The following is a 19735-nucleotide window of genomic DNA, read 5'->3' as shown; positions in this document are numbered from 1 at the left end:
CGTGACCAACATTCCGGAGACCGGCCGTACCTCCCGGGTGCAGATCCGGCTCGTCATCATCCAGGTCCTCGTCTGCTCGATGTTCCTCACCCTCGGCGGCCGCCTCTGGTACCTCCAGATCCGCAACGGCGCGGAGTACTACCACGAGGCGAAGAGCAACCACGTCCAGCGGGTCGTCCAGCCCGCCGTGCGCGGGACGATCCTCGACGCCCGCGGCGTCGCCCTCGCCGACAACGAGACCCGTCTGGTCGTCTCCACCAGCCGTACCGCGCTGATGAAGATGAAGGACCGCGGCAAGGCCGTCATGACCCGCCTCGCGGGCGTCCTGGACATGACCCCCAAGGAGGTCATGGAGAAGGTCCGCCTCTGCGACTCCCAGACCCCCGCGCCCTGCTGGAACGGCTCCCCGTACCAGCCGATCCCGATCACCCTCGACGCCACCACGCAGCAGGCGCTGCAGCTGCGCGAACGCCCCGAGGAGTTCCCGGGCATCACCGCCGAGCCCGTCGCCGTCCGCCGCTATCCGGCCCCCGGCGGGGCCCGTACGTCCCAGGTGCTCGGCTACCTCTCGCCGGTCACCGACGAGGAGATCCAGAAGGCCAAGGACACCGACTCGCCGCACCTGCGCTCCGACCAGGTCGGCCGCTCCGGGATCGAGCGCACCTACGACAAGTACCTGCGCGGCAAGGCGATGGTCACCTCCTACGAGGTGGACAACCTCGGCCGGGTCATGCACCAGACCGAGTCCGACGCGGGTGTGCCCGGATCCACCCTCGTCACCAGCATCGACGCCCGGGTCCAGTCCGTCGCCGAGTACGAGCTCCAGCAGGCGATGAAGGTGGTCCGCCAGGAGACCGACAAGATCACCGGCCGCAAGTACGAGGCGGACTCGGGCGCCGTCGTCGTCATGGAGGCCAAGACCGGCCGGGTCGTCGCGATGGCCTCCCAGCCCGACTACGACCCCAACGCCTGGGTCGGCGGCATCGCCGCCAAGGACTACGCCAAGCTCACCAGCGAGGGCTCCAACTACCCGCTGCTCAACCGGGCCATCCAGGGCCAGGCCCCCGCCGGCTCCATCTTCAAGGTGGTGTCGGCCAGCGCGGCCGTCCGGGCCGGATACGCCTTCGACGAGAAGTACAACTGCAGCGCCTCCTACAGCATGGGCAACCGGAGCTTCGCGAACTTCGAGTCCAAGGGGCACGGCCCCATCACCCTCGGCGAGGCCCTCAAGTTCTCCTGCAACACCGTCTTCTACGCACTCGGGCACAAGGAATGGAACCGCGACGGCGGCCTCAAGCCCAAGAAGGACGCCCACGACTGGTTCTACCGGACCGCCCGCGAGTTCGGCCTCGGCTCCGAGACCGGGATCGACCTGCCGAACGAGGTCACCGGCCGCATCCCCGACCGCGGGTGGAAGAAGAGCTTCTGGGCGGCCAACAAGGACTCCTGGTGCAAGCAGGGCAAGAAGGGCGGCACCTACGTCGAGCAGATCGCCTACGAGAGCTGCCTCGAAGGCAACCAGCTCAAGGCGTTCGACAGCATCAACTTCGCCATCGGCCAGGGCGACGTCCTCGTCACCCCCATCCAGATGGCCACCGCCTACTCCGCCATCAGCAACGGCGGCACCCTCTTCGACCCCACGGTCGGCAAGGCCGTGATCAGCGCCGACGGCAAGCACGTCCAGATGATCAAGCCCAAGTCGCACGGCAGGCTGCCCATCGACGCCAAGACCGTCAAGGACCTCGACAGGGGCCTGCGCATGGTCGTGGAGCCCGGCGGCACCGCCGCCTGGCGCTTCGGCGGCTGGCCGCTCGACAAGATCCCGATGCGGGCCAAGACCGGCACCGCCCAGGTCTACGGCAAGCAGACCACCTCGTGGCTGGCTACCTACACCGACGACTTCACCATCGTCATGACCATCTCCCAGGGCGGCACCGGCTCCGGAGCCTCCGGCCCGGCCGTCCGCAACATCTACAACGCCATCTACGGCCTCGACATGGCGGGCAACCAGGACGTCAAGAAGGCACTCCTGCTGGGACCCGAGACCAAACTGCCCCGGATCCGCCCCGACGGCGGCATCGATTCCCCCGAGATCCGGCCGTACGTACCGCCGTCCCCGGAAGAGCTGGCGCCGCCCGCGCTGGCCGGCCCGCAAGCCCAGCGCCCCGCGCAGCACGACTGAGTACCGAGGACCGACATGCAGACCGCCAACAAATTCTCCGTGGCCCGGTACGCGCCGGAGCAGCGGGGAGCGATGGCCAAGCTCACCGCCCGCGACTCCGTGGTGCGCCGGCTCGACTGGCCGATACTCCTCTCGGCGCTCGCCCTCTCCCTCATCGGCGCCCTGCTGGTGTGGTCGGCGACCCGCAACCGGACCTCGCTGAACAACGGGGACCCGTACTACTTCCTCTTCCGGCACGCCATGAACACCGGCATCGGCCTCGTGCTGATGGTCGGCACCATCTGGCTCGGCCACCGCACCCTGCGCGGCGCCGTCCCGATCCTCTACGGGCTCTCCCTCGTGCTGATCCTCGCCGTGCTCACCCCGCTCGGCGCCACCATCAACGGAGCCCACGCCTGGATCGTCGTCGGCGGCGGCTTCTCGCTCCAGCCCTCCGAGTTCGTGAAGATCACGATCATCCTGGTGATGGCGATGCTGCTGGCCACCCGGGTGGACGCGGGCGACCTGGCCCACCCCGACCACCGCACGGTCGTCAAGGCGCTCTGCCTGGCCGCCGCACCGATGGGCATCATCATGCTGATGCCCGACCTCGGCTCCGTCATGGTCATGGTCGTCATCGTGCTCGGCGTCCTGCTCGCCTCCGGCGCCTCCAACCGCTGGGTGCTGGGCCTGCTCGGCTCGGGCGTCGGCGGGGCCATCCTGATCTGGCAGCTCGGCATCCTCGACGAGTACCAGATCAACCGCTTCGCCGCCTTCGCCAACCCCGAGCTCGACCCGGCCGGCGTCGGCTACAACACCAACCAGGCGCGCATCGCCATCGGCTCCGGCGGCCTGACCGGCTCCGGGCTCTTCAAGGGCTCGCAGACCACCGGCCAGTTCGTCCCCGAGCAGCAGACCGACTTCGTCTTCACGGTGGCGGGGGAGGAGCTGGGCTTCGTCGGAGCCGGGCTGATCCTGGTGCTGCTCGGGGTCATCCTGTGGCGCGCCTGCATGATCGCCCGCGAGACGACCGAGCTCTACGGGACGATCGTGTGCGCCGGGATCATCGCCTGGTTCGCCTTCCAGTCCTTCGAGAACATCGGCATGACCCTCGGGATCATGCCCGTGGCCGGCCTTCCACTGCCGTTCGTGTCCTACGGAGGATCCTCGATGTTCGCCGTGTGGGTGGCCATCGGTCTGCTCCAGTCGATCAGGGTGCAGCGGCCGATGTCGGCTTGATCGATCGGGTCCCGGGCCGTTTTTCCGCCGCACCCGCCGTTTCCCCTCCCGCCGTCTTCCGTTCAGGACTACGTTCGATTCATGGCGGACACGAAGCGCGAGATCGAGCGCAAATTCGAGTTCAGGAACACCAAGGCCGGACGGCGCGGGGTCCCGGACCTGACGGGCACGGCCGCCATCGCGGCCGTCACCGACCAGGGCACGGCCGAGCTCGACGCCGTCTACTACGACACCCCCGACCAGCGGCTCGCCGCCGACGGGCTCACCCTGCGCCGCCGCACCGGCGGCAAGGACGCCGGCTGGCACCTCAAACTGCCCGTCGCCCCCGGCGTCCGCGACGAGATCACCGCCCCCCTCGGCGACACCGTCCCGGACGCGCTGACCGCGCTGCTGCGCTCCCGCGTCCGCGACACCCCGCTGGAACCGCAGGTCAGGCTCCTGTCCTCGCGCAAGGTCAGCCACCTGCTCGACGCCGACGGCGCCCTCCTCGCGGAGCTGTCCACGGACGCGGTCCGGGCGGAGCGCGCGGACGCCACCGCCGCCTGGACCGAGGTGGAGGTGGAGCTCGCCGACGGAGCCGACCCGGCGCTGCTCGACGCCGTGGAGAAGACCTTCCGCAAGGCCGGCCTGCGGGTCAGCGACGCCCCCTCGAAGCTCGCCCGGGCGCTGACCGAGACCGGCGGGGAACCCCCGGCCCGGACGGCCGGCCCCGGTCCCGCCGAGGACACGGCGGGCGCGCACGTGCTCGCGTACCTGCGCGAACAGCGCGACGCCCTCATCGCCCAGGACCCCGCCGTCCGCCGGGGCCTGCCCGACTCCGTCCACCAGATGCGGGTCGCGACCCGGCGGCTGCGCAGCGCCTTCAAGACCTACCGCCGGGTCCTGGACCCCGCCGAGACCGGCCCGGTCGGCGAGGAGCTGCGCTGGCTCGCCGCCGAGCTCGGGGTCGACCGCGACCAGGAAGTGCTGCTGGAGCGGATCCAGACCCGGCTCGATGAACTCCCGCGCACCCTCGTGCTCGGCCCGGTCCGCGGCCGCCTCAAGATCTGGAACACCGCCCGGCGCACCGGTTCGCGCCGCGCGGCGCTGGCCGCGCTCGACAGCAGGCGCTACGTGGTCCTGCTGAACGCCCTCGACGACCTGCTCGCCGACCCGCCCCTCGGCAAGGCCGCCGACCGGCCCGCCGAGACGGTCCTGTCCGCGGCCGTCCTGAGGGACCACGAGCGCCTCGCCGGCCGGATCGAGGGCGCCCTGTCCATGGACCCGGGCGAAGACCGCGACCTGGCCCTGCACGAGGCCCGCAAGGCGGCGAAGCGCGCCCGGTACGCGGCCGAGGCGGCGGCCCCGGCCCTCGGCAAACCCGCACGCAAGCTGGCCAAGGCGGTGAAGGCGGTCCAGAGCCTGCTCGGAGACCACCAGGACGCCGTCGTCGCCCGTGACGCCCTGCGCGGCCTCGCCGTCCAGGCGGCCGGCGCGGGGGAGTCCTCCTTCACCTGGGGCCTGCTCTACGGCCGCGAGGAGGCGCTGGCCGACCGCCGCGAGCGGGAGCTGCCGCAGGTGTGGGCGGCGGCCGCGGGCCCGGCGGCGGCGGTGCGCGGCTGATCATGCGGGCGGGGGTGCTCCGGGCCCCGGGGTACGCTTGAGAGTCGCCCCCTGCCCGCTTCACGAAAGTCGCGTGATGACCGAATCGGTCTTCCCTCAGCTTGAGGCCCTGCTTCCGCACGTCCAGAAGCCGATCCAGTACGTCGGCGGTGAGCTCAACTCCACGGTCAAGCCGTGGGAGAGCGCCGACGTCCGCTGGGCGCTGATGTACCCGGACGCGTACGAGGTCGGGCTCCCCAACCAGGGCGTCATGATCCTGTACGAGGTGCTGAACGAGCGCGAGGGCGTGCTCGCGGAGCGCACGTACAGCGTGTGGCCGGACCTCGAAGAGCTGATGCGCGAGCACAAGGTGCCGCAGTTCACCGTCGACTCCCACCGTCCGGTCGGGGCCTTCGACGTCTTCGGGCTCTCCTTCTCCACCGAGCTCGGCTACACCAACATGCTGACGGCACTGGACCTCGCGGGCATCCCGCTGGAGGCGAAGAACCGTACGGTCGACCACCCCATCGTGCTCGCGGGCGGCCACGCGGCCTTCAACCCCGAGCCGATCGCGGAGTTCATCGACTGCGCGATCATCGGCGACGGCGAGCAGGCCGTCCTCGACATGACCGAGATCATCCGCGCGTGGAAGGCCGAGGGCCGCCCGGGCGGCCGCGAGGAGGTCCTCCTGCGCCTCGCGAAGACCGGCGGCGTCTACGTCCCGGGCTTCTACGACGTCGAGTACCTGCCGGACGGCCGCATCGGCCGCGTGGTCCCGAACCGCTCCGGCGTGCCGTGGCGCGTGTCCAAGCACACGGTCATGGACCTCGACGAGTGGCCCTACCCCAAGCAGCCCCTGGTCCCGCTCGCCGAGACCGTCCACGAGCGGATGTCCGTGGAGATCTTCCGCGGCTGCACCCGCGGCTGCCGCTTCTGCCAGGCCGGCATGATCACGCGCCCCGTGCGGGAGCGAAGCATCACCGGCATCGGCGAGATGGTGGAGCGCGGCCTCAAGGCCACGGGCTTCGAGGAGGTCGGCCTCCTGTCCCTCTCCTCGGCGGACCACACCGAGATCGCGGACATCGCCAAGGGCCTGGCCGACCGCTACACGGACGACAAGGTGGGCCTGTCCCTCCCGTCGACCCGCGTGGACGCGTTCAACGTGGACCTGGCCAACGAGCTGACCCGCAACGGCCGCCGCTCCGGTCTGACCTTCGCCCCCGAGGGCGGCTCCGAGCGCATGCGCAAGGTCATCAACAAGATGGTCTCGGAAGAGGACCTGATCCGTACGGTCGCGACGGCGTACGGCAACGGCTGGCGCCAGGTGAAGCTGTACTTCATGGTCGGCCTGCCGACCGAGACCGACGAGGACGTGCTGCAGATCGGCGACATGGCGGTCAACGTCATCGCCAAGGGCCGCGAGGTCTCCGGGCAGAACGACATCCGCTGCACCGTCTCGATCGGCGGCTTCGTCCCCAAGCCGCACACCCCCTTCCAGTGGGCCCCGCAGCTCTCGGCCGAGGAGACGGACGCCCGCCTCGGCAAGCTCCGCGACAAGCTCCGCGGCGACAAGAAGTACGGCCGCTCCATCGGCTTCCGCTACCACGACGGCAAGCCCGGCATCGTCGAGGGCCTCCTCTCCCGCGGCGACCGCCGCATCGGCGACGTCATCCGCGCCGTGTACGAGTCGGGCGGCCGCTTCGACGGCTGGCGCGAGCACTTCTCGTACGACCGCTGGATGCAGGCGGCGGAGAAGACCCTCCCCGCCTACGGCGTCGACGTGGCCTGGTACACGACCCGCGAGCGCACCTACGAGGAGGTACTGCCGTGGGACCACCTCGACTCCGGCCTGGACAAGGACTGGCTCTGGGAGGACTGGCAGGACGCCCTCGACGAGACCGAGGTCGAGGACTGCCGCTGGACCCCGTGCTTCGACTGCGGCGTGTGTCCTCAGCTCTCGACGGAGATCCAGATCGGCCCGACGGGCAAGAAGCTGCTGCCGCTGTCGGTCGTGAAGTGACCTGCGGCTGAGGCCGGCCGGCCGCCCGCCCCCTGTATATGCCCTCCACCGGGAACGGTGGGGGGCATATTCATTCGACCGCCGGATTACCGTTCCTGCGGTTGACGTCAATGGATATCCTGGTGGGGTGCTCGGGGGAATACTCCGCGCCTGCTGCCAGGAGGTGGCCCCTATGGCCAAGACCGTGATCGACATCAACGAGGAAGCCCTCGCGCTCGCGATGGAAGCCCTCGGAACCACCACGAAGAAGGACACGGTCAACGCGGCGCTGGAGGAAATAGGAGCACGGCTCCGCAGGCAGCGAGCTCTGGAAGCCCTCATCAAGCTCGACGAAGAGGGCGCCTTCGACAAGGGGCGGGAGCCCGGATTCAAGGCGGAGGTGCGTGGGCCGTGGGGGAGCTGACCGAGGGCGACTTCCTGATCGACACCTCTGCCGCGCACCGGATCACCCTCCCGGGGCCGTTCTCCACATGGCGTCCGGCACTGGCCGCCGGACGCATCGGCATGTGCGCGGTGACCGAGGTCGAGGCCCTGTACTCCGCCCGCTCGGCGGCCCAGTACACGCAGATGCGGCAAGCGTTCACGGACCTGTACGTGTGGCACGAGATTCCGGACGACGTCTGGGCGAGGGTCGGCGCCGCGCAGAGCGCCCTGGCCGAAGCCGGGTGCGTGCGCTCCGCGGGAGTCGTCGACCTGGTCGTGGCGGTCACCGCCGTGCGGCACCGCCTGACGGTGCTGCACTACGACCGGGACTTCGAGACGCTCGCCAAGCACATCGAGCTGCGCACCCGTTGGCTCGCCGAACCGGGCTCCATCGACTGACGGCCGGCCCTTTGGCGCAACGGTCCCGGGCCGTGGTGTGTCCTTAGCGGTATGGAACTGGAGAAGGCGCTGCCGGCGCCGCAGGGGGACGGCTGCCTGGTGGGGGCCGTGAGGATTCCCGTGAAGATCGTGGCGGTGCTGATCGTGCTGCCCCTGCGGGTGGTCTGGGATCTGCTCGTCGCCTGCGCACGGATGCTGAACCGGACCGTTCTCGGGCCGCTGGGGCAAGGGTTGCGGTGGTTCTGCGAGCGGGCCCTGCTGCCGGTGCTGCGGGGGACCGGGTGGCTGATCGGGGCCCTGTTCAAGGTGGTCTTCTACTGGCCCTGGGTGGGCCTCTGGCGGTACGTCATGCGCCCGGTGGGGCAGGCCGTTTACGCGTATCTGCTGCGGCCGGCGGGCCTCGGGCTCTGGCGGTACCTGCTGGTCCCGGTCTGGGAGTACGGGCTGCTGCCCGCCGGGCGGGGCATCGCCTGGCTGCTCGTGGGCGCGGTCCGGTACCTGCTCGTGCTGCCGGGCGGCGCGCTGTACCGGTACCTCCTCGCCCCCGTCGGGCACGGACTGCGGTGGCTGGCCCGGGGGTTCGCGGCGGGTGTGGGCTGGCTGGCCAAGGCGCTGTTCGTCTGGCCGTGGGTCGCGCTGTGGCGGTATCTCGTACGGCCCGTGGTGGTCGGGGCGTGGCGGTACCTGCTGGCTCCGGTCGGGCGGGGGGTGTGGGCGTACCTGCTCGTGCCGCTCTGGCAGCTGCTCGTCGGGGCCTGGCATATGGCGGGGCGGGTGAGCCGGGCGCTGGGGCGCGGGCTGGTGTGGCTGTGGCGGTGGGCCGTCGTGCGGCCGGCCGGATGGCTGCGCCGGCACGTGGTCACCCCGGTCGGGAACGTGCTGCGCGCCGGGTGGGACGTCGGCCGCCGGGCCGCCCGGTCGGTGCACCGGCAGGCGATCGCTCCCGTCGGCCGTGCGGTCGGCGAGGTGTGGCGGACCTCCCGCCTCGCGGTGCGCGAGGCGCGGGCCGACGTACGGCGGGCGCTGTTCGGGGAGCCGCCCCGGGAACCGGCGAGGTCACAGGCGCGTACTCTGGGTAGTAACAGAGCCGCAGGCGACACACCCGCCCCCGAGATCTCCCTGCAGAAAGAGGCAGTGTGAGCCGGAGGGCAGGCGTGGCCGGCCGGCCCCACAGACCTCAGGGCGACGCGCGAGCCGCGGAGCCCCGCACAAGGAGATGAACCACTGGGCAAGCGACAGCCCGAAGGCCCGCCTCCCGCACCGGTAGTGCAGCGCATCCGCCTGCGCTACACCAAGCGCGGCCGCCTCCGGTTCACCAGCCACCGGGACTTCCAGCGCGCCTTCGAGCGGGCCCTGCGCCGCTCCGAGGTGCCCATGGCGTACTCGGCGGGCTTCACCCCGCACCCCCGCGTCTCGTACGCGAACGCCGCCCCGACCGGGACCGGCAGCGAGGCCGAGTACCTGGAGATCGCCCTCGCGGAGCCCCGCGACCCCGCGGTCCTGCGCGAGCTGCTCGACGAGTCGATGCCCGTCGGCCTCGACATCATCGACGCCGTGGAGGCACACACCTCCGGTCTCGCCGACCGGCTGACGGCCTCCGTGTGGGAGCTGCGCCTGGACGGCGTGGAGCCGGCGGCCGTCGAGCGGGCCGTCGAGGCCTTCCTCGCGGCGGAGAGCGTGGAGGTCCAGCGCCGCACCAAGAACGGCATGCGGACCTTCGACACGCGCGGCGCCGTGGTCAGCCTCGAAGTGGTTCCCGTTGCGGCTGCCGCAGAGGCTGATAGGCCGCTGGACAATGCTTGTGCGATACTGCGGCTGGTTGTTCGGCATCTGACACCTGCCGTTCGACCCGACGACGTCCTGTCCGGTCTCCGAGCTGTGGCCGACCTAACGCCGCCGGTCCCCGCTGCGGTGACCAGGCTGGCGCAGGGGCTCTTCGACGAGGAGTCCGGCACGGTGACCGACCCGCTCGCGCCCGACCGCGAGGCTGTCACGACCGCCCCATCCACGGCGGCCGCAACGGCCGACGCGAAGGCGCCGGAAGGTCCCGCCGCGTAAGGATCGTCGTCGTCGCGCAGCCCTGGGACTCGGGAGCCACCTGGGTCGGGCCGCGCACAGACCTGAAGACTTCCGCCAGGCCGTACGGACTACCACGTACGGAACCGGCGGCCATTGAACTGAGCTCCCGTGTGGCGAACGCGCCCCGGAGGCCGGTTCCGCGCTCATTACGCGGAGTCGTGCCGGACCGGAAGTCAGCCGCGGCGCCCGGGAGCGTGACGGGAGAAACCCCGCATGCTCAACAACGAAAACGACAACAACACCACCGCCGCCGACCAGGGCAGCCCGAGCGACAACCTGCCGCCGCGCCGACGCCGGCGTGCCGCGTCCCGGCCGGCCGGCCCGCCCGGCGGCGCCGTAGCCGCCGCCGAGGCCGCCCCCGCACCCGTGGTGGCCGCAGTTCCCGCCGAGGAGTCCGCCCCGGCCGCCGCCCCGGCCCGCACCCGTCGTCGTGCGACCCGCGCCGTGACCGCCCCGGAGGCACCCGCCGCCGAGGTCCCGGTCGTCGAGGCTCCGGTGGCAGCTCCGGTCGTCGAGGCCGTCGAGGAGTCGGCTGCTCCGGCGCCGCGTGCCCGTCGTCGTGCGACCCGCGCCGTCGCCGCGCCTGAGGCGCCCGTCGTCGAGGCTCCGGTGGCCGCTCCGGTCGTCGAGGAGTCGGCTGCTCCGGCGCCGCGTGCCCGTCGTCGTGCGACCCGCGCCGTGACCGCCCCGGAGGCGCCCGCCCCGGAGGCGCCCGCCGCTGAGGCGCCGGTCGTCGAGGCTCCGGTGGCCGCTCCGGTCGTCGAGGAGTCGGCTGCTCCGGCGCCGCGTGCCCGTCGTCGTGCGACCCGCGCCGTGACCGCCCCGGAGGCGCCCGCCGCTGAGGCGCCGGTCGTCGAGGCTCCGGTGGCCGCTCCGGTCGTCGAGGCCGTCGAGGAGTCGGCTGCTCCGGCGCCGCGTGCCCGTCGCCGTGCCACCCGCGCCGTGACCGCCCCCGAGGCGCCCGCCGCCGAGGCCGTCGTGGCCGAGGCCCCGGTCGCCGCCGCCAAGGCCACCGTCACCGTGGCCGACGCCGTGGACTCCCCGAAGCGCGGCGGCCGCCGCCGCGCCACCCGTTCCACCACCGCTCCGGCCGCCGCCGCCGCGCAGCCCGTGGCTCCGGCCGCCGAGGCCCCCGCCGCCGAGGCTCCCGCCCGCGGCCGCCGCGCCGGGCGTCCCGCCGTCGCCGTGTTCCAGGCCCCGGTGTTCGCCGAGCCGATGTTCCAGACCCCGGAGACCGCGGCCATGATGGCCGCGGCCGCTGCCGCCGCCGCCCCGGTCGAGGAGGCCGAGGAGGAGGAGCTCGACCTCGTCGAGACCGAGCTCGAGGTCGAGGCCGCCCCGGCCCCGCAGCCCGCCGGCCGTCGCCGCCGCCGTGGTCGCGGCGCCGCCGCCGAGACCGCCGCGCCCGTGGCCCCGGCTCCGGCCGCCGCCGCGCCGTCCGGCCCGGTCACGCTGGCCGACGTAGAGCTGGTCGAGGAAGAGGCCGAGACCGAGGCCTACGAGGACGAGACCGACGAGTCGGGCGACCGCCCGTCGCGCCGTCGCCGTCGCGGTGGCCGTCGCCGCCGTCGCGGTGAGGCCGCGGACCTCGACGAGTCTGCCGAGGAAGAGGCCGAGGCCGAGTCCGCCGAGGAGGCCGACGAGGCCGACGAGGAAGACGACGAGGAGAACGGGGCCCTCGGCTCCAGCTCCAGCCGTCGTCGCCGGCGCCGCCGCCGTCGCAGCGGTGACGGTGGTACGGACGCCGACGCGGCCGAGGACGACGGTGTGCGCACGGTCGTCAAGGTCCGCGAGCCGCGCCCGGCGCGCGAGCGCTCGGAGTTCGTCGCCGGCTCCGGCTCCACCTCCTCCGACGAGGTCCAGTCCATCAAGGGCTCGACCCGCCTGGAGGCCAAGAAGCAGCGTCGCCGCGAGGGCCGCGAGCAGGGCCGCCGCCGCGTCCCGATCATCACCGAGGCCGAGTTCCTGGCCCGCCGCGAGGCCGTCGAGCGCGTGATGGTCGTCCGCCAGTCGGGCGAGCGCACCCAGATCGGCGTCCTCGAGGACAACGTGCTCGTCGAGCACTACGTCAACAAGGAAGAAGCCACCTCGTACGTCGGCAACGTCTACCTGGGCAAGGTCCAGAACGTGCTGCCGTCCATGGAGGCCGCCTTCATCGACATCGGCAAGGGCCGCAACGCGGTCCTGTACGCCGGCGAGGTCAACTTCGAAGCGCTCGGCATGGCCAACGGGCCGCGCCGCATCGAGGCCGCCCTCAAGTCCGGCCAGTCGGTCCTGGTGCAGGTCACCAAGGACCCGATCGGCCACAAGGGCGCCCGCCTGACCAGCCAGGTCTCGCTGCCCGGCCGCTACCTGGTCTACGTGCCCGAGGGCTCGATGACCGGCATCAGCCGCAAGCTGCCCGACACCGAGCGCGCGCGCCTGAAGACCATCCTCAAGAAGATCGTCCCCGAGGACGCGGGCGTCATCGTGCGCACCGCCGCCGAGGGTGCGAGCGAGGACGAGCTGCGCCGCGACGTCGAGCGCCTGCAGGCCCAGTGGGAGGACATCCAGAAGAAGTCGAAGCAGATCTCGACCTCTTCGCCGAGCCTCCTGTACGGCGAGCCGGACATGACCGTCCGCGTCGTGCGCGACATCTTCAACGAGGACTTCACGAAGGTCATCGTCAGCGGTGACAGCGCCTGGGAGACCATCCACGGCTACGTGAACCACGTGGCCCCGGACCTGGCCGACCGGCTGAAGCGCTGGACCTCCGAGGTGGACGTCTTCGCGACGTACCGGATCGACGAGCAGCTCGCCAAGGCGCTCGACCGCAAGGTGTGGCTGCCCTCGGGCGGTTCCCTGGTGATCGACAAGACCGAAGCGATGATCGTCATCGACGTCAACACCGGCAAGTTCACCGGTCAGGGCGGCAACCTCGAGGAGACCGTCACCAGGAACAACCTGGAGGCGGCCGAGGAGATCGTGCGTCAGCTGCGGCTGCGCGACCTCGGCGGCATCGTGGTCATCGACTTCATCGACATGGTCCTGGAGTCCAACCGCGACCTGGTCCTGCGGCGCATGCTGGAGTGCCTGGGCCGTGACCGCACCAAGCACCAGGTCGCCGAGGTGACCTCGCTGGGCCTGGTCCAGATGACCCGCAAGCGGGTGGGCCAGGGTCTGCTGGAGTCCTTCTCCGAGACCTGCGTCCACTGCAACGGCCGCGGCGTCATCGTGCACATGGAGACCCCGACCGTGGTCGGCGGCGGTGGCAACGGCAAGCGCTCCAAGCGCCGCGGTGGCCAGGCCGGACACGAGCACGACCACGAGATCGAGGCCGTGGACACCGCCGAGGGCGATGACTACGAGATCGAGTCCGAGGCGGAGCTGGCTGCCGAGGTCGCCGCTCCCGTGGCGCTGCCCGAGCCCGCCTTCGTCGCCGACGAGGAGCTCTACAGCAGCCCGGCCGAGGCCGAGGCCGCTGCCGGAGTGAGCGGGCGCCGCAACCGCCGCCGCGCCACCCGCAAGGCGACCGCTCCGGCGGGCGCCCCGCGCGGTGCGGCGACGGACCGTGCCCCGGCGGCCGCGGCTCCCGCGGCCCCCGTGGCCGAGGTGGAGCTCGTCGAGGCCGTGGAGCCCGAGGTCGTCGTCGAGACGGTCGAGATCGCCGAGGCGGTCGTCGCGGAGCCGGTCGCGGAGGAGGCCCCCAAGGGCCGCACCCGCCGTCGCGCCACCCGTAAGGCGACCGCTCCGGCGGGCGCCCCGGCCGAGGCCGTCCAGGCCCCGGAGCCGGTCGCCGAGGCCCCTGTGGCCCCCGTGGCCGAGCCGGAGCCCGAGGTCGTCGTCGAGGCCGAGCCGGTCGTCGTGGAGACCCCGGCCGAGCCCGCCGAGGCCGCGCCGGCCCGTCCGCGTCGCCGTGCCACCCGCAAGGCCACCGCTCCGGCCGGTTCCCCGGCGGGCGCGGAGGCGGCCGTACTGGTCGTCGAGGCGCCGGTCGAGACTCCGGTGGAGACCCCGGCCGAGGCCCCGGCCGAGACCGAGGAGGCCGCCCCGGCGGCTCCCGCCAAGAAGGCGGTCCGCAAGACGGCCGCCAAGAAGGCGACCACGACCGCGGCGAAGAAGGCCCCGGCCAAGAAGGCGGCGGCCGTGAAGAAGACCGCCGCCAAGAAGACGACGACGGCCAAGACGGCCGCCGCGAAGAAGACCGTGACGAAGCGGGCGACGAAGAAGACCGCGGCGGCCGAGCAGCAGACGCTGCCCTCCGTCTCGGCTCCGACCGAGGCCTGATCCGCGGATCCCGCTCCACCCGGCCCCGCCCGGCACCGCATTCGGTGCCGGGCGGGGCTTTTTCCGCAGGATGTACGCCCACGGCGGCTGCGCGCCGCCACAAGGGCGCTGCGCGTCCCCGGTACGGAACGGGGCGGCCGCCGGGGCCACGCCAGGGCGACGTACCCGTACACGGCCCGCGGGCGGCCTCCAACGGGTCACCGACCGGGCGGGCACCGTGCGGTCGGCCCCGGCACAGAGCCCACGGGGGGCGCCGCGCGAAGGCGGGCCGGCCCTGCCGGGCCCCGCTCCGGACCTCGGTTTGACCCCTCCGACCGGGCCCCGTAACCTAGGTCGCTGGCGTGTCTATGCGCACGCCAATCCACTGAGCACCTCACCTCCCGAACCGCCTCGCGGCTCGGGGGAGGCCGGCCTGCGGTTCCGCGGGGCCGGCTGGCTTCAGGGGTTCCCGAACTCGAGTGAGAGAGAGATCCGCGTGTACGCCATCGTGCGCAGCGGTGGTCGCCAGCACAAGGTTGCTGTCGGCGACATCGTTGAAGTTGACAAGATTCCCACTGCCAAGGTTGGCGACACGGTCGAGCTCTCGACCCTGCTCGTTGTCGACGGCGAAGCCGTGACCAGCGACCCGTGGGTCCTGGCCGGCATCAAGGTCCAGGCCGAGATCGTGGACCACCACAAGGGTGCCAAGATCGACATCCTTCGGTACAAGAACAAGACCGGCTACCGCCGTCGCCAGGGTCACCGCCAGCAGTACACGGCGATCAAGGTCACCGGTATCCCCGCGGCTGCGAAGTAAGAGGGACTGAGACATGGCACACAAGAAGGGCGCATCGTCCACCCGGAACGGGCGCGATTCCAACGCTCAGCGGCTCGGCGTGAAGCGCTTCGGCGGTCAGGTCGTTTCCGCTGGTGAGATCCTCGTCCGCCAGCGCGGCACCCACTTCCACCCGGGTTCGGGTGTCGGTCGTGGTGGCGACGACACGCTGTTCGCGCTGCAGGCCGGTTCGGTCGAGTTCGGCACGCACCGTGGCCGCAAGGTCGTCAACATCGTTCCGGCTGCCTGATTTCAGCTCCTGCTGAATCGGTAGTCCGAAGCATCCCGAGGGCGGATCTCAACTCTTCCCGGCGCGAGCCGGGAAGAGAGGTCCGCCCTCGGCGCGTTGTCACATAGACACGTTTAATGGGTAGCAAGGCCTACCCGCCCGGGCTTTCCGGGTTATTCCCGCTGTATCTGGAGGAACAACCATGACCACCTTCGTGGACCGCGTCGAGCTGCACGTCGCCGCGGGTAACGGGGGCCACGGCTGCGCCTCCGTTCACCGGGAGAAGTTCAAGCCGCTCGGCGGCCCCGACGGCGGAAACGGCGGCCGTGGCGGCGACGTCATCCTGGTGGTGGAGCAGTCGATCACCACCCTGCTGGAGTACCACCACAGCCCCCACCGCAAGGCCACCAACGGCAAGCCCGGCGCGGGCGACAATCGTTCCGGCAAGGACGGCGAGGACATGATCCTGCCGGTGCCGGACGGCACCGTCGTCCTCGACAAGGAGGGCAACGTCCTCGCCGACCTCGTCGGCCAGGGCACCACCTACGTGGCCGCCGAGGGCGGCCGCGGCGGCCTCGGCAACGCGGCGCTCTCCTCCGCCCGCCGCAAGGCGCCCGGTTTCGCGCTCCTCGGCGTACCCGGCACCGGCGGCGACGTCATCCTGGAGCTCAAGACCGTCGCCGACGTGGCGCTGGTCGGCTTCCCGAGCGCCGGCAAGTCCTCGCTGATCTCGGTGCTCTCCGCGGCCAAGCCGAAGATCGCCGACTACCCCTTCACCACCCTCGTCCCGAACCTGGGCGTCGTCACCGCCGGCTCGACGGTCTACACGATCGCCGACGTCCCGGGCCTCATCCCGGGCGCCAGCCAGGGCAAGGGCCTCGGCCTGGAGTTCCTGCGCCACGTCGAGCGCTGCTCGATCCTCGTGCACGTCCTGGACACCGCCACCCTGGAGTCCGACCGCGACCCGCTCGCCGACCTCGACGCCATCGAGGAGGAGCTGAAGCTCTACGGCGGCGGCCTGGAGAAGCGTCCGCGCCTCGTCGTCCTCAACAAGGTCGACATCCCCGACGGCAAGGACCTCGCCGACATCGTCCGCCCGGACCTGGAGGCCCGCGGCTACAAGGTCTTCGAGGTCTCCGCGGTCGACCGTACGGGCCTGAAGGAGCTGTCCTACTTCCTCGCCGAGGTCATCGCGAAGTTCCGCGCCCGTGCGCCGAAGCAGGAGGCGACCCGCATCGTCATCCGGCCGAAGGCCGTGGACGACTCGGGCTTCACCATCACCTACGACGAGGCCGAGGACGTGTACCGCGTGCGCGGCGAGAAGCCGGAGCGCTGGGTCCGCCAGACCGACTTCAACATCGACGAGGCCGTCGGCTACCTCGCCGACCGCCTCAACCGCCTCGGCGTCGAGGCGGCGCTGAAGAAGGCCGGTGCCCGTGCGGGTGACGGCGTCGCCATCGGTTCCGACGACGACGCGGTCGTCTTCGACTGGGAGCCGACCATGATGGCCGGCGCCGAGATGCTGGGCCGCCGCGGTGAGGACCACCGTCTGGAGGCGCCGCGTCCGGCGACCACGCGCCGCAAGGAGAAGGAAGCCGAGCGGGATTCCGCGCAGAAGGAGTACGACGAGTTCCGTCCCTTCTGATCGGGCCGTGGCTGAGGGCGACGGCCGGTTACCCGGCCGTCGTCACGGGCTCGTCACAAGATTCCGTTTATCACACGTTCGAGTGACCCGCCTTAAGGCCACCTTTACCACTGTGGCCTAGGATCCACGGGTGACGAGCACCCATACCCCCACAGTTGCCGTCGTCGTGATCGCGTACAACGATGCCGAACTCGTGAGCCAGGCCGTTGCCTCGGCTCTCGCCCAAGGTCCGGTTGTCGCGGAGGTCATCGCGGTCAACGACGCGTCCTCCGACGGCACAGGCGAGGTGCTGGACGAGCTGGCGGCCCGCCACGCCCGCGTGAAGGTCGTGCACCGCACGGAGAACAGCGGTGGTTGCGGAACCCCCCGCAACGACGGGATCGCGGCCGCGACCGCCCCGTACGTCATGTTCCTGGACAGCGACGACGTCCTGCCCCGCGGGGCGGTGGACGCCCTGGTGCGCGCGGCCGGGGAGCACCGGTCGCCGGTCACGGTCGGCTCCTGCGTCCGCCGTGAACTGCCCGAGAGCCGCGACGTGCCCTGGGTGCCCGGCCTGTACACGCCGGGCGAGGTCATCGACCGCCCGGCGGACCGGCCGGAGCTGGTCCGCGACACCCTCTGCGTCAACAAGCTGTACGAGCGGGCGTTCCTGGACATGTACGGGATCCGCTTCCCGGACGGCCGGTTCATCTACGAGGACTTCGTGTTCACCGCCCGCGTACTGGCGGCCCGCCCCCGCATCGCGGTGATCGGCGACCTCGTCTACGTATGGCACGTGCGCCGCAATGCCGCCCAGGTCTCGATCTCCCTGGACCGCAAGGACGTCGGCAACTGGAGCGCGCGCGTGGAGGCCCACCGCGTGGCCTCCCGGCTCATGACCGCGTCCTCGCCCGAGCTGGGCCGGGCCTGCCAGGTCAAGTTCCTGGAGTACGACCTGCGCATGTACCTGCGCGAGCTCGGCCAGGACCCCGGCTACCAGGCCGCCTGGTGGACGCTGACCCGTGACTACGTCGCCGGGTTCGCCGACGCCGACATCGAGGCCGCCGGGGCGCACGCCCGCTGGATCGTCCGGGTGCTGCTCGCCACCGAGGTGCCGCCCGCCCCCGCCGACCTGCTGCGGCTGACGCGCTTCGCCGCCGACCCGCCCCGGCTGCTGCCCCCGTACGCGACCGGCCCGGCCGGAGTGCCGGTCTGGAGCGACACGCTGCCGGTGGAGCTGGACGGGCTGGCCGAGCTGGAGACGGCGGAGCTGCCCGTCACCATCGACGCCGAACCGAGCGGCTGCGCCGGGCTCCGGGTCCAGGTGCACGACCTGTACGGGCGCCTCGCCGCGGCCGGCCCGCGCACCGTCCAGTTGCGCTTCCAGCCCCGGGGCGACGTGGGGAAGCCGCTGGTCGCCGAAGCGGTGGAGCTCGTCCCCGCCGGCGACGGCCACCGGTGGACCGCGGAGCTGCCCTTCCGGCTGACCACGCTGGCGAGCCTCGGGCGGGGCGAGGGCCGGCGGGGCCTACAGGCGTGGGACGTGAAGCTGACCGTGGAGTGCGCCGACGGGAGCTCCGTACTCACCTCCCCGCGCCCCCTCCGCCGCCTGCTCCACCGGCGGGTGCTGCCCAGCAGCCGGTACGGTGTGCTGTTGGCGCAGCCGTACCGCACGACCGGGGGATCCCTGGCGCTGAGGCTCGCGCCGGGTGCCGCGGGTGTCATGAGCCTGGCCCGCCACCGGTTCCACCGGGCCCGCATAGTGCGCGGCTAGGGCGGAGCCCGGCGGGAGCGGAACCCGGCCGGACGGTGCGGCGCCGGACGAGACGTACGAAAGAGATTTGGGGAGACACGCATGACGTTTCTGATCACTGGTGGAGCCGGTTACATCGGGGCGCACGTCGTCCGCGCGATGCTGCTTGCGGGTGAGGAGGTGGTGGTGCTGGACGACCTCTCGACCGGCAACGCCGCCCGTGTCCCGGAGGGTGTTCCGCTGGTGGTCGGTTCCGTGCTGGACCGGCAGTTCCTGGACGAGACCTTCGCCCGGCACCGCATCACCGGCGTGGTCCACCTGGCGGGCAAGAAGCAGGTCGGCGAGTCCGTCGAGAAGCCGCTGCACTACTACGAGGAGAACGTGGGCGGCCTCACCGTCCTGCTCCAGGCCGTGGCCGCGGCGGGCGTGCGCAACTTCCTCTTCTCCTCCTCCGCCTCCGTGTACGGGATGCCGGACGTGGACCTCGTCACCGAGGAGACCCCCTGCCTGCCGCTGAGCCCGTACGGCGAGACGAAGCTGGCGGGAGAGTGGCTGGTGCGCGCCGCGGGCAAGGCCCACGGCATCTCCACCGCGTGCCTGCGCTACTTCAACGTGGCGGGCGCCGCGACCCCCGAGCTCGCCGACACCGGGGTCTTCAACCTGGTCCCGATGATCTTCGAGCGGTTCGACAAGGGTGAGGGCGCCCGGATCTTCGGTGACGACTACGCGACCCCGGACGGCACCTGCATCCGCGACTACATCCACGTCGCCGACCTCGCGGAGGCCCACGTGGTGGCTGCCCGCAAGCTCGTCGAGTGGGGCGCGCAGGGCGAGTACAAGGACCTCACCGTCAACATCGGCCGGGGCGAGGGCGTATCCGTCCGCGAGATGGTCGAGCTGGTGAACGAGGCCACCGGGCACACCGATCCCGCCTACGCGCCCGCGGTCTCCCCGCGCCGCGCCGGCGACCCGGCGAAGGTCGTCGCCTCCGCCGACCGGATCTCGGCGGAGCTGGGCTGGAAGGCCCGCCACGACGTGCGCGAGATGATCGCCTCGGCCTGGGAGGGCTGGGAGGCCCACCGCAAGGCCGGAAACGCGTAGAGCGTACGACGAAGCCGCCCGCCCCGGAATCGACCGGGGCGGGCGG

Annotated in this window: 14 protein-coding genes; all 14 read left to right on the top strand. The window is 71.9% G+C overall.

Features of this window, described 5'->3' with window-relative positions:
• The first annotated feature begins 1 nt into the window (after position 1).
• A complete protein-coding gene (gene mrdA / locus AC061S_RS20655; RefSeq protein ID WP_478687430.1) occupies positions 2–2182 on the top strand; it encodes a penicillin-binding protein 2 in 2181 nt (726 codons plus the stop codon).
• 15 nt (positions 2183–2197) lie between these two features.
• On the top strand, positions 2198–3400 hold the full coding sequence (gene rodA / locus AC061S_RS20650) for a rod shape-determining protein RodA (RefSeq protein ID WP_478687429.1): 1203 nt from the start codon (positions 2198–2200) through the stop codon (positions 3398–3400).
• 81 nt (positions 3401–3481) lie between these two features.
• On the top strand, positions 3482–5002 hold the full coding sequence (locus AC061S_RS20645; protein WP_478687428.1) for a CYTH and CHAD domain-containing protein: 1521 nt from the start codon (positions 3482–3484) through the stop codon (positions 5000–5002).
• Positions 5003–5075: 73 nt separating this feature from the next.
• Positions 5076–7001 (top strand): TIGR03960 family B12-binding radical SAM protein, encoded by a 1926-nt coding sequence (locus AC061S_RS20640; protein ID WP_478687427.1) that lies wholly within the window; start codon positions 5076–5078, stop codon positions 6999–7001.
• 172 nt (positions 7002–7173) lie between these two features.
• Positions 7174–7404, top strand: coding sequence for a type II toxin-antitoxin system VapB family antitoxin (locus tag AC061S_RS20635; protein WP_243334822.1), 231 nt, complete (start codon positions 7174–7176; stop codon positions 7402–7404).
• Positions 7392–7823, top strand: a complete 432-nt coding sequence (locus AC061S_RS20630) for a PIN domain-containing protein (RefSeq protein ID WP_478687426.1) — start codon at positions 7392–7394, stop codon at positions 7821–7823. Before AC061S_RS20635 ends, AC061S_RS20630 begins: the two co-directional genes overlap by 13 nt.
• 51 nt (positions 7824–7874) lie before the next feature.
• Entirely contained in the window at positions 7875–8963 is a 1089-nt protein-coding gene (locus AC061S_RS20625; protein WP_478687425.1) for a hypothetical protein, read from the top strand.
• A gap of 126 nt (positions 8964–9089) precedes the next feature.
• Entirely contained in the window at positions 9090–9881 is a 792-nt protein-coding gene (locus AC061S_RS20620) for a TIGR03936 family radical SAM-associated protein (RefSeq protein WP_478687424.1), read from the top strand.
• A 234-nt stretch (positions 9882–10115) separates the two neighbouring features.
• Entirely contained in the window at positions 10116–14168 is a 4053-nt protein-coding gene (locus AC061S_RS20615; protein ID WP_478687423.1) for an Rne/Rng family ribonuclease, read from the top strand.
• Between the two features lie 475 nt (positions 14169–14643).
• Positions 14644–14964, top strand: coding sequence for a 50S ribosomal protein L21 (gene rplU / locus AC061S_RS20610; RefSeq protein WP_214950890.1), 321 nt, complete (start codon positions 14644–14646; stop codon positions 14962–14964).
• A 13-nt stretch (positions 14965–14977) separates the two neighbouring features.
• The gene (gene rpmA, locus AC061S_RS20605; RefSeq protein ID WP_030013081.1) at positions 14978–15232 is read left to right on the top strand and encodes a 50S ribosomal protein L27; all 255 of its coding nucleotides are present in this window, start codon (positions 14978–14980) and stop codon (positions 15230–15232) included.
• Between the two features lie 181 nt (positions 15233–15413).
• Positions 15414–16856: a GTPase ObgE gene (gene obgE / locus AC061S_RS20600; protein ID WP_478687422.1), complete on the top strand. Its 1443-nt coding sequence runs from the start codon at positions 15414–15416 to the stop codon at positions 16854–16856.
• Between the two features lie 130 nt (positions 16857–16986).
• The gene (locus AC061S_RS20595) at positions 16987–18609 is read left to right on the top strand and encodes a glycosyltransferase family 2 protein (RefSeq protein ID WP_478687421.1); all 1623 of its coding nucleotides are present in this window, start codon (positions 16987–16989) and stop codon (positions 18607–18609) included.
• 81 nt (positions 18610–18690) lie between these two features.
• Positions 18691–19689: a UDP-glucose 4-epimerase GalE gene (gene galE, locus AC061S_RS20590; RefSeq protein ID WP_478687420.1), complete on the top strand. Its 999-nt coding sequence runs from the start codon at positions 18691–18693 to the stop codon at positions 19687–19689.
• Positions 19690–19735 lie beyond the last annotated feature (46 nt).

Source organism: Streptomyces sp. CA189 (assembly GCF_056428985.1).
The sequence above is the reverse complement of the archived record's forward strand: the minus strand, read 5'-3'. Positions and strand labels throughout refer to the sequence as shown.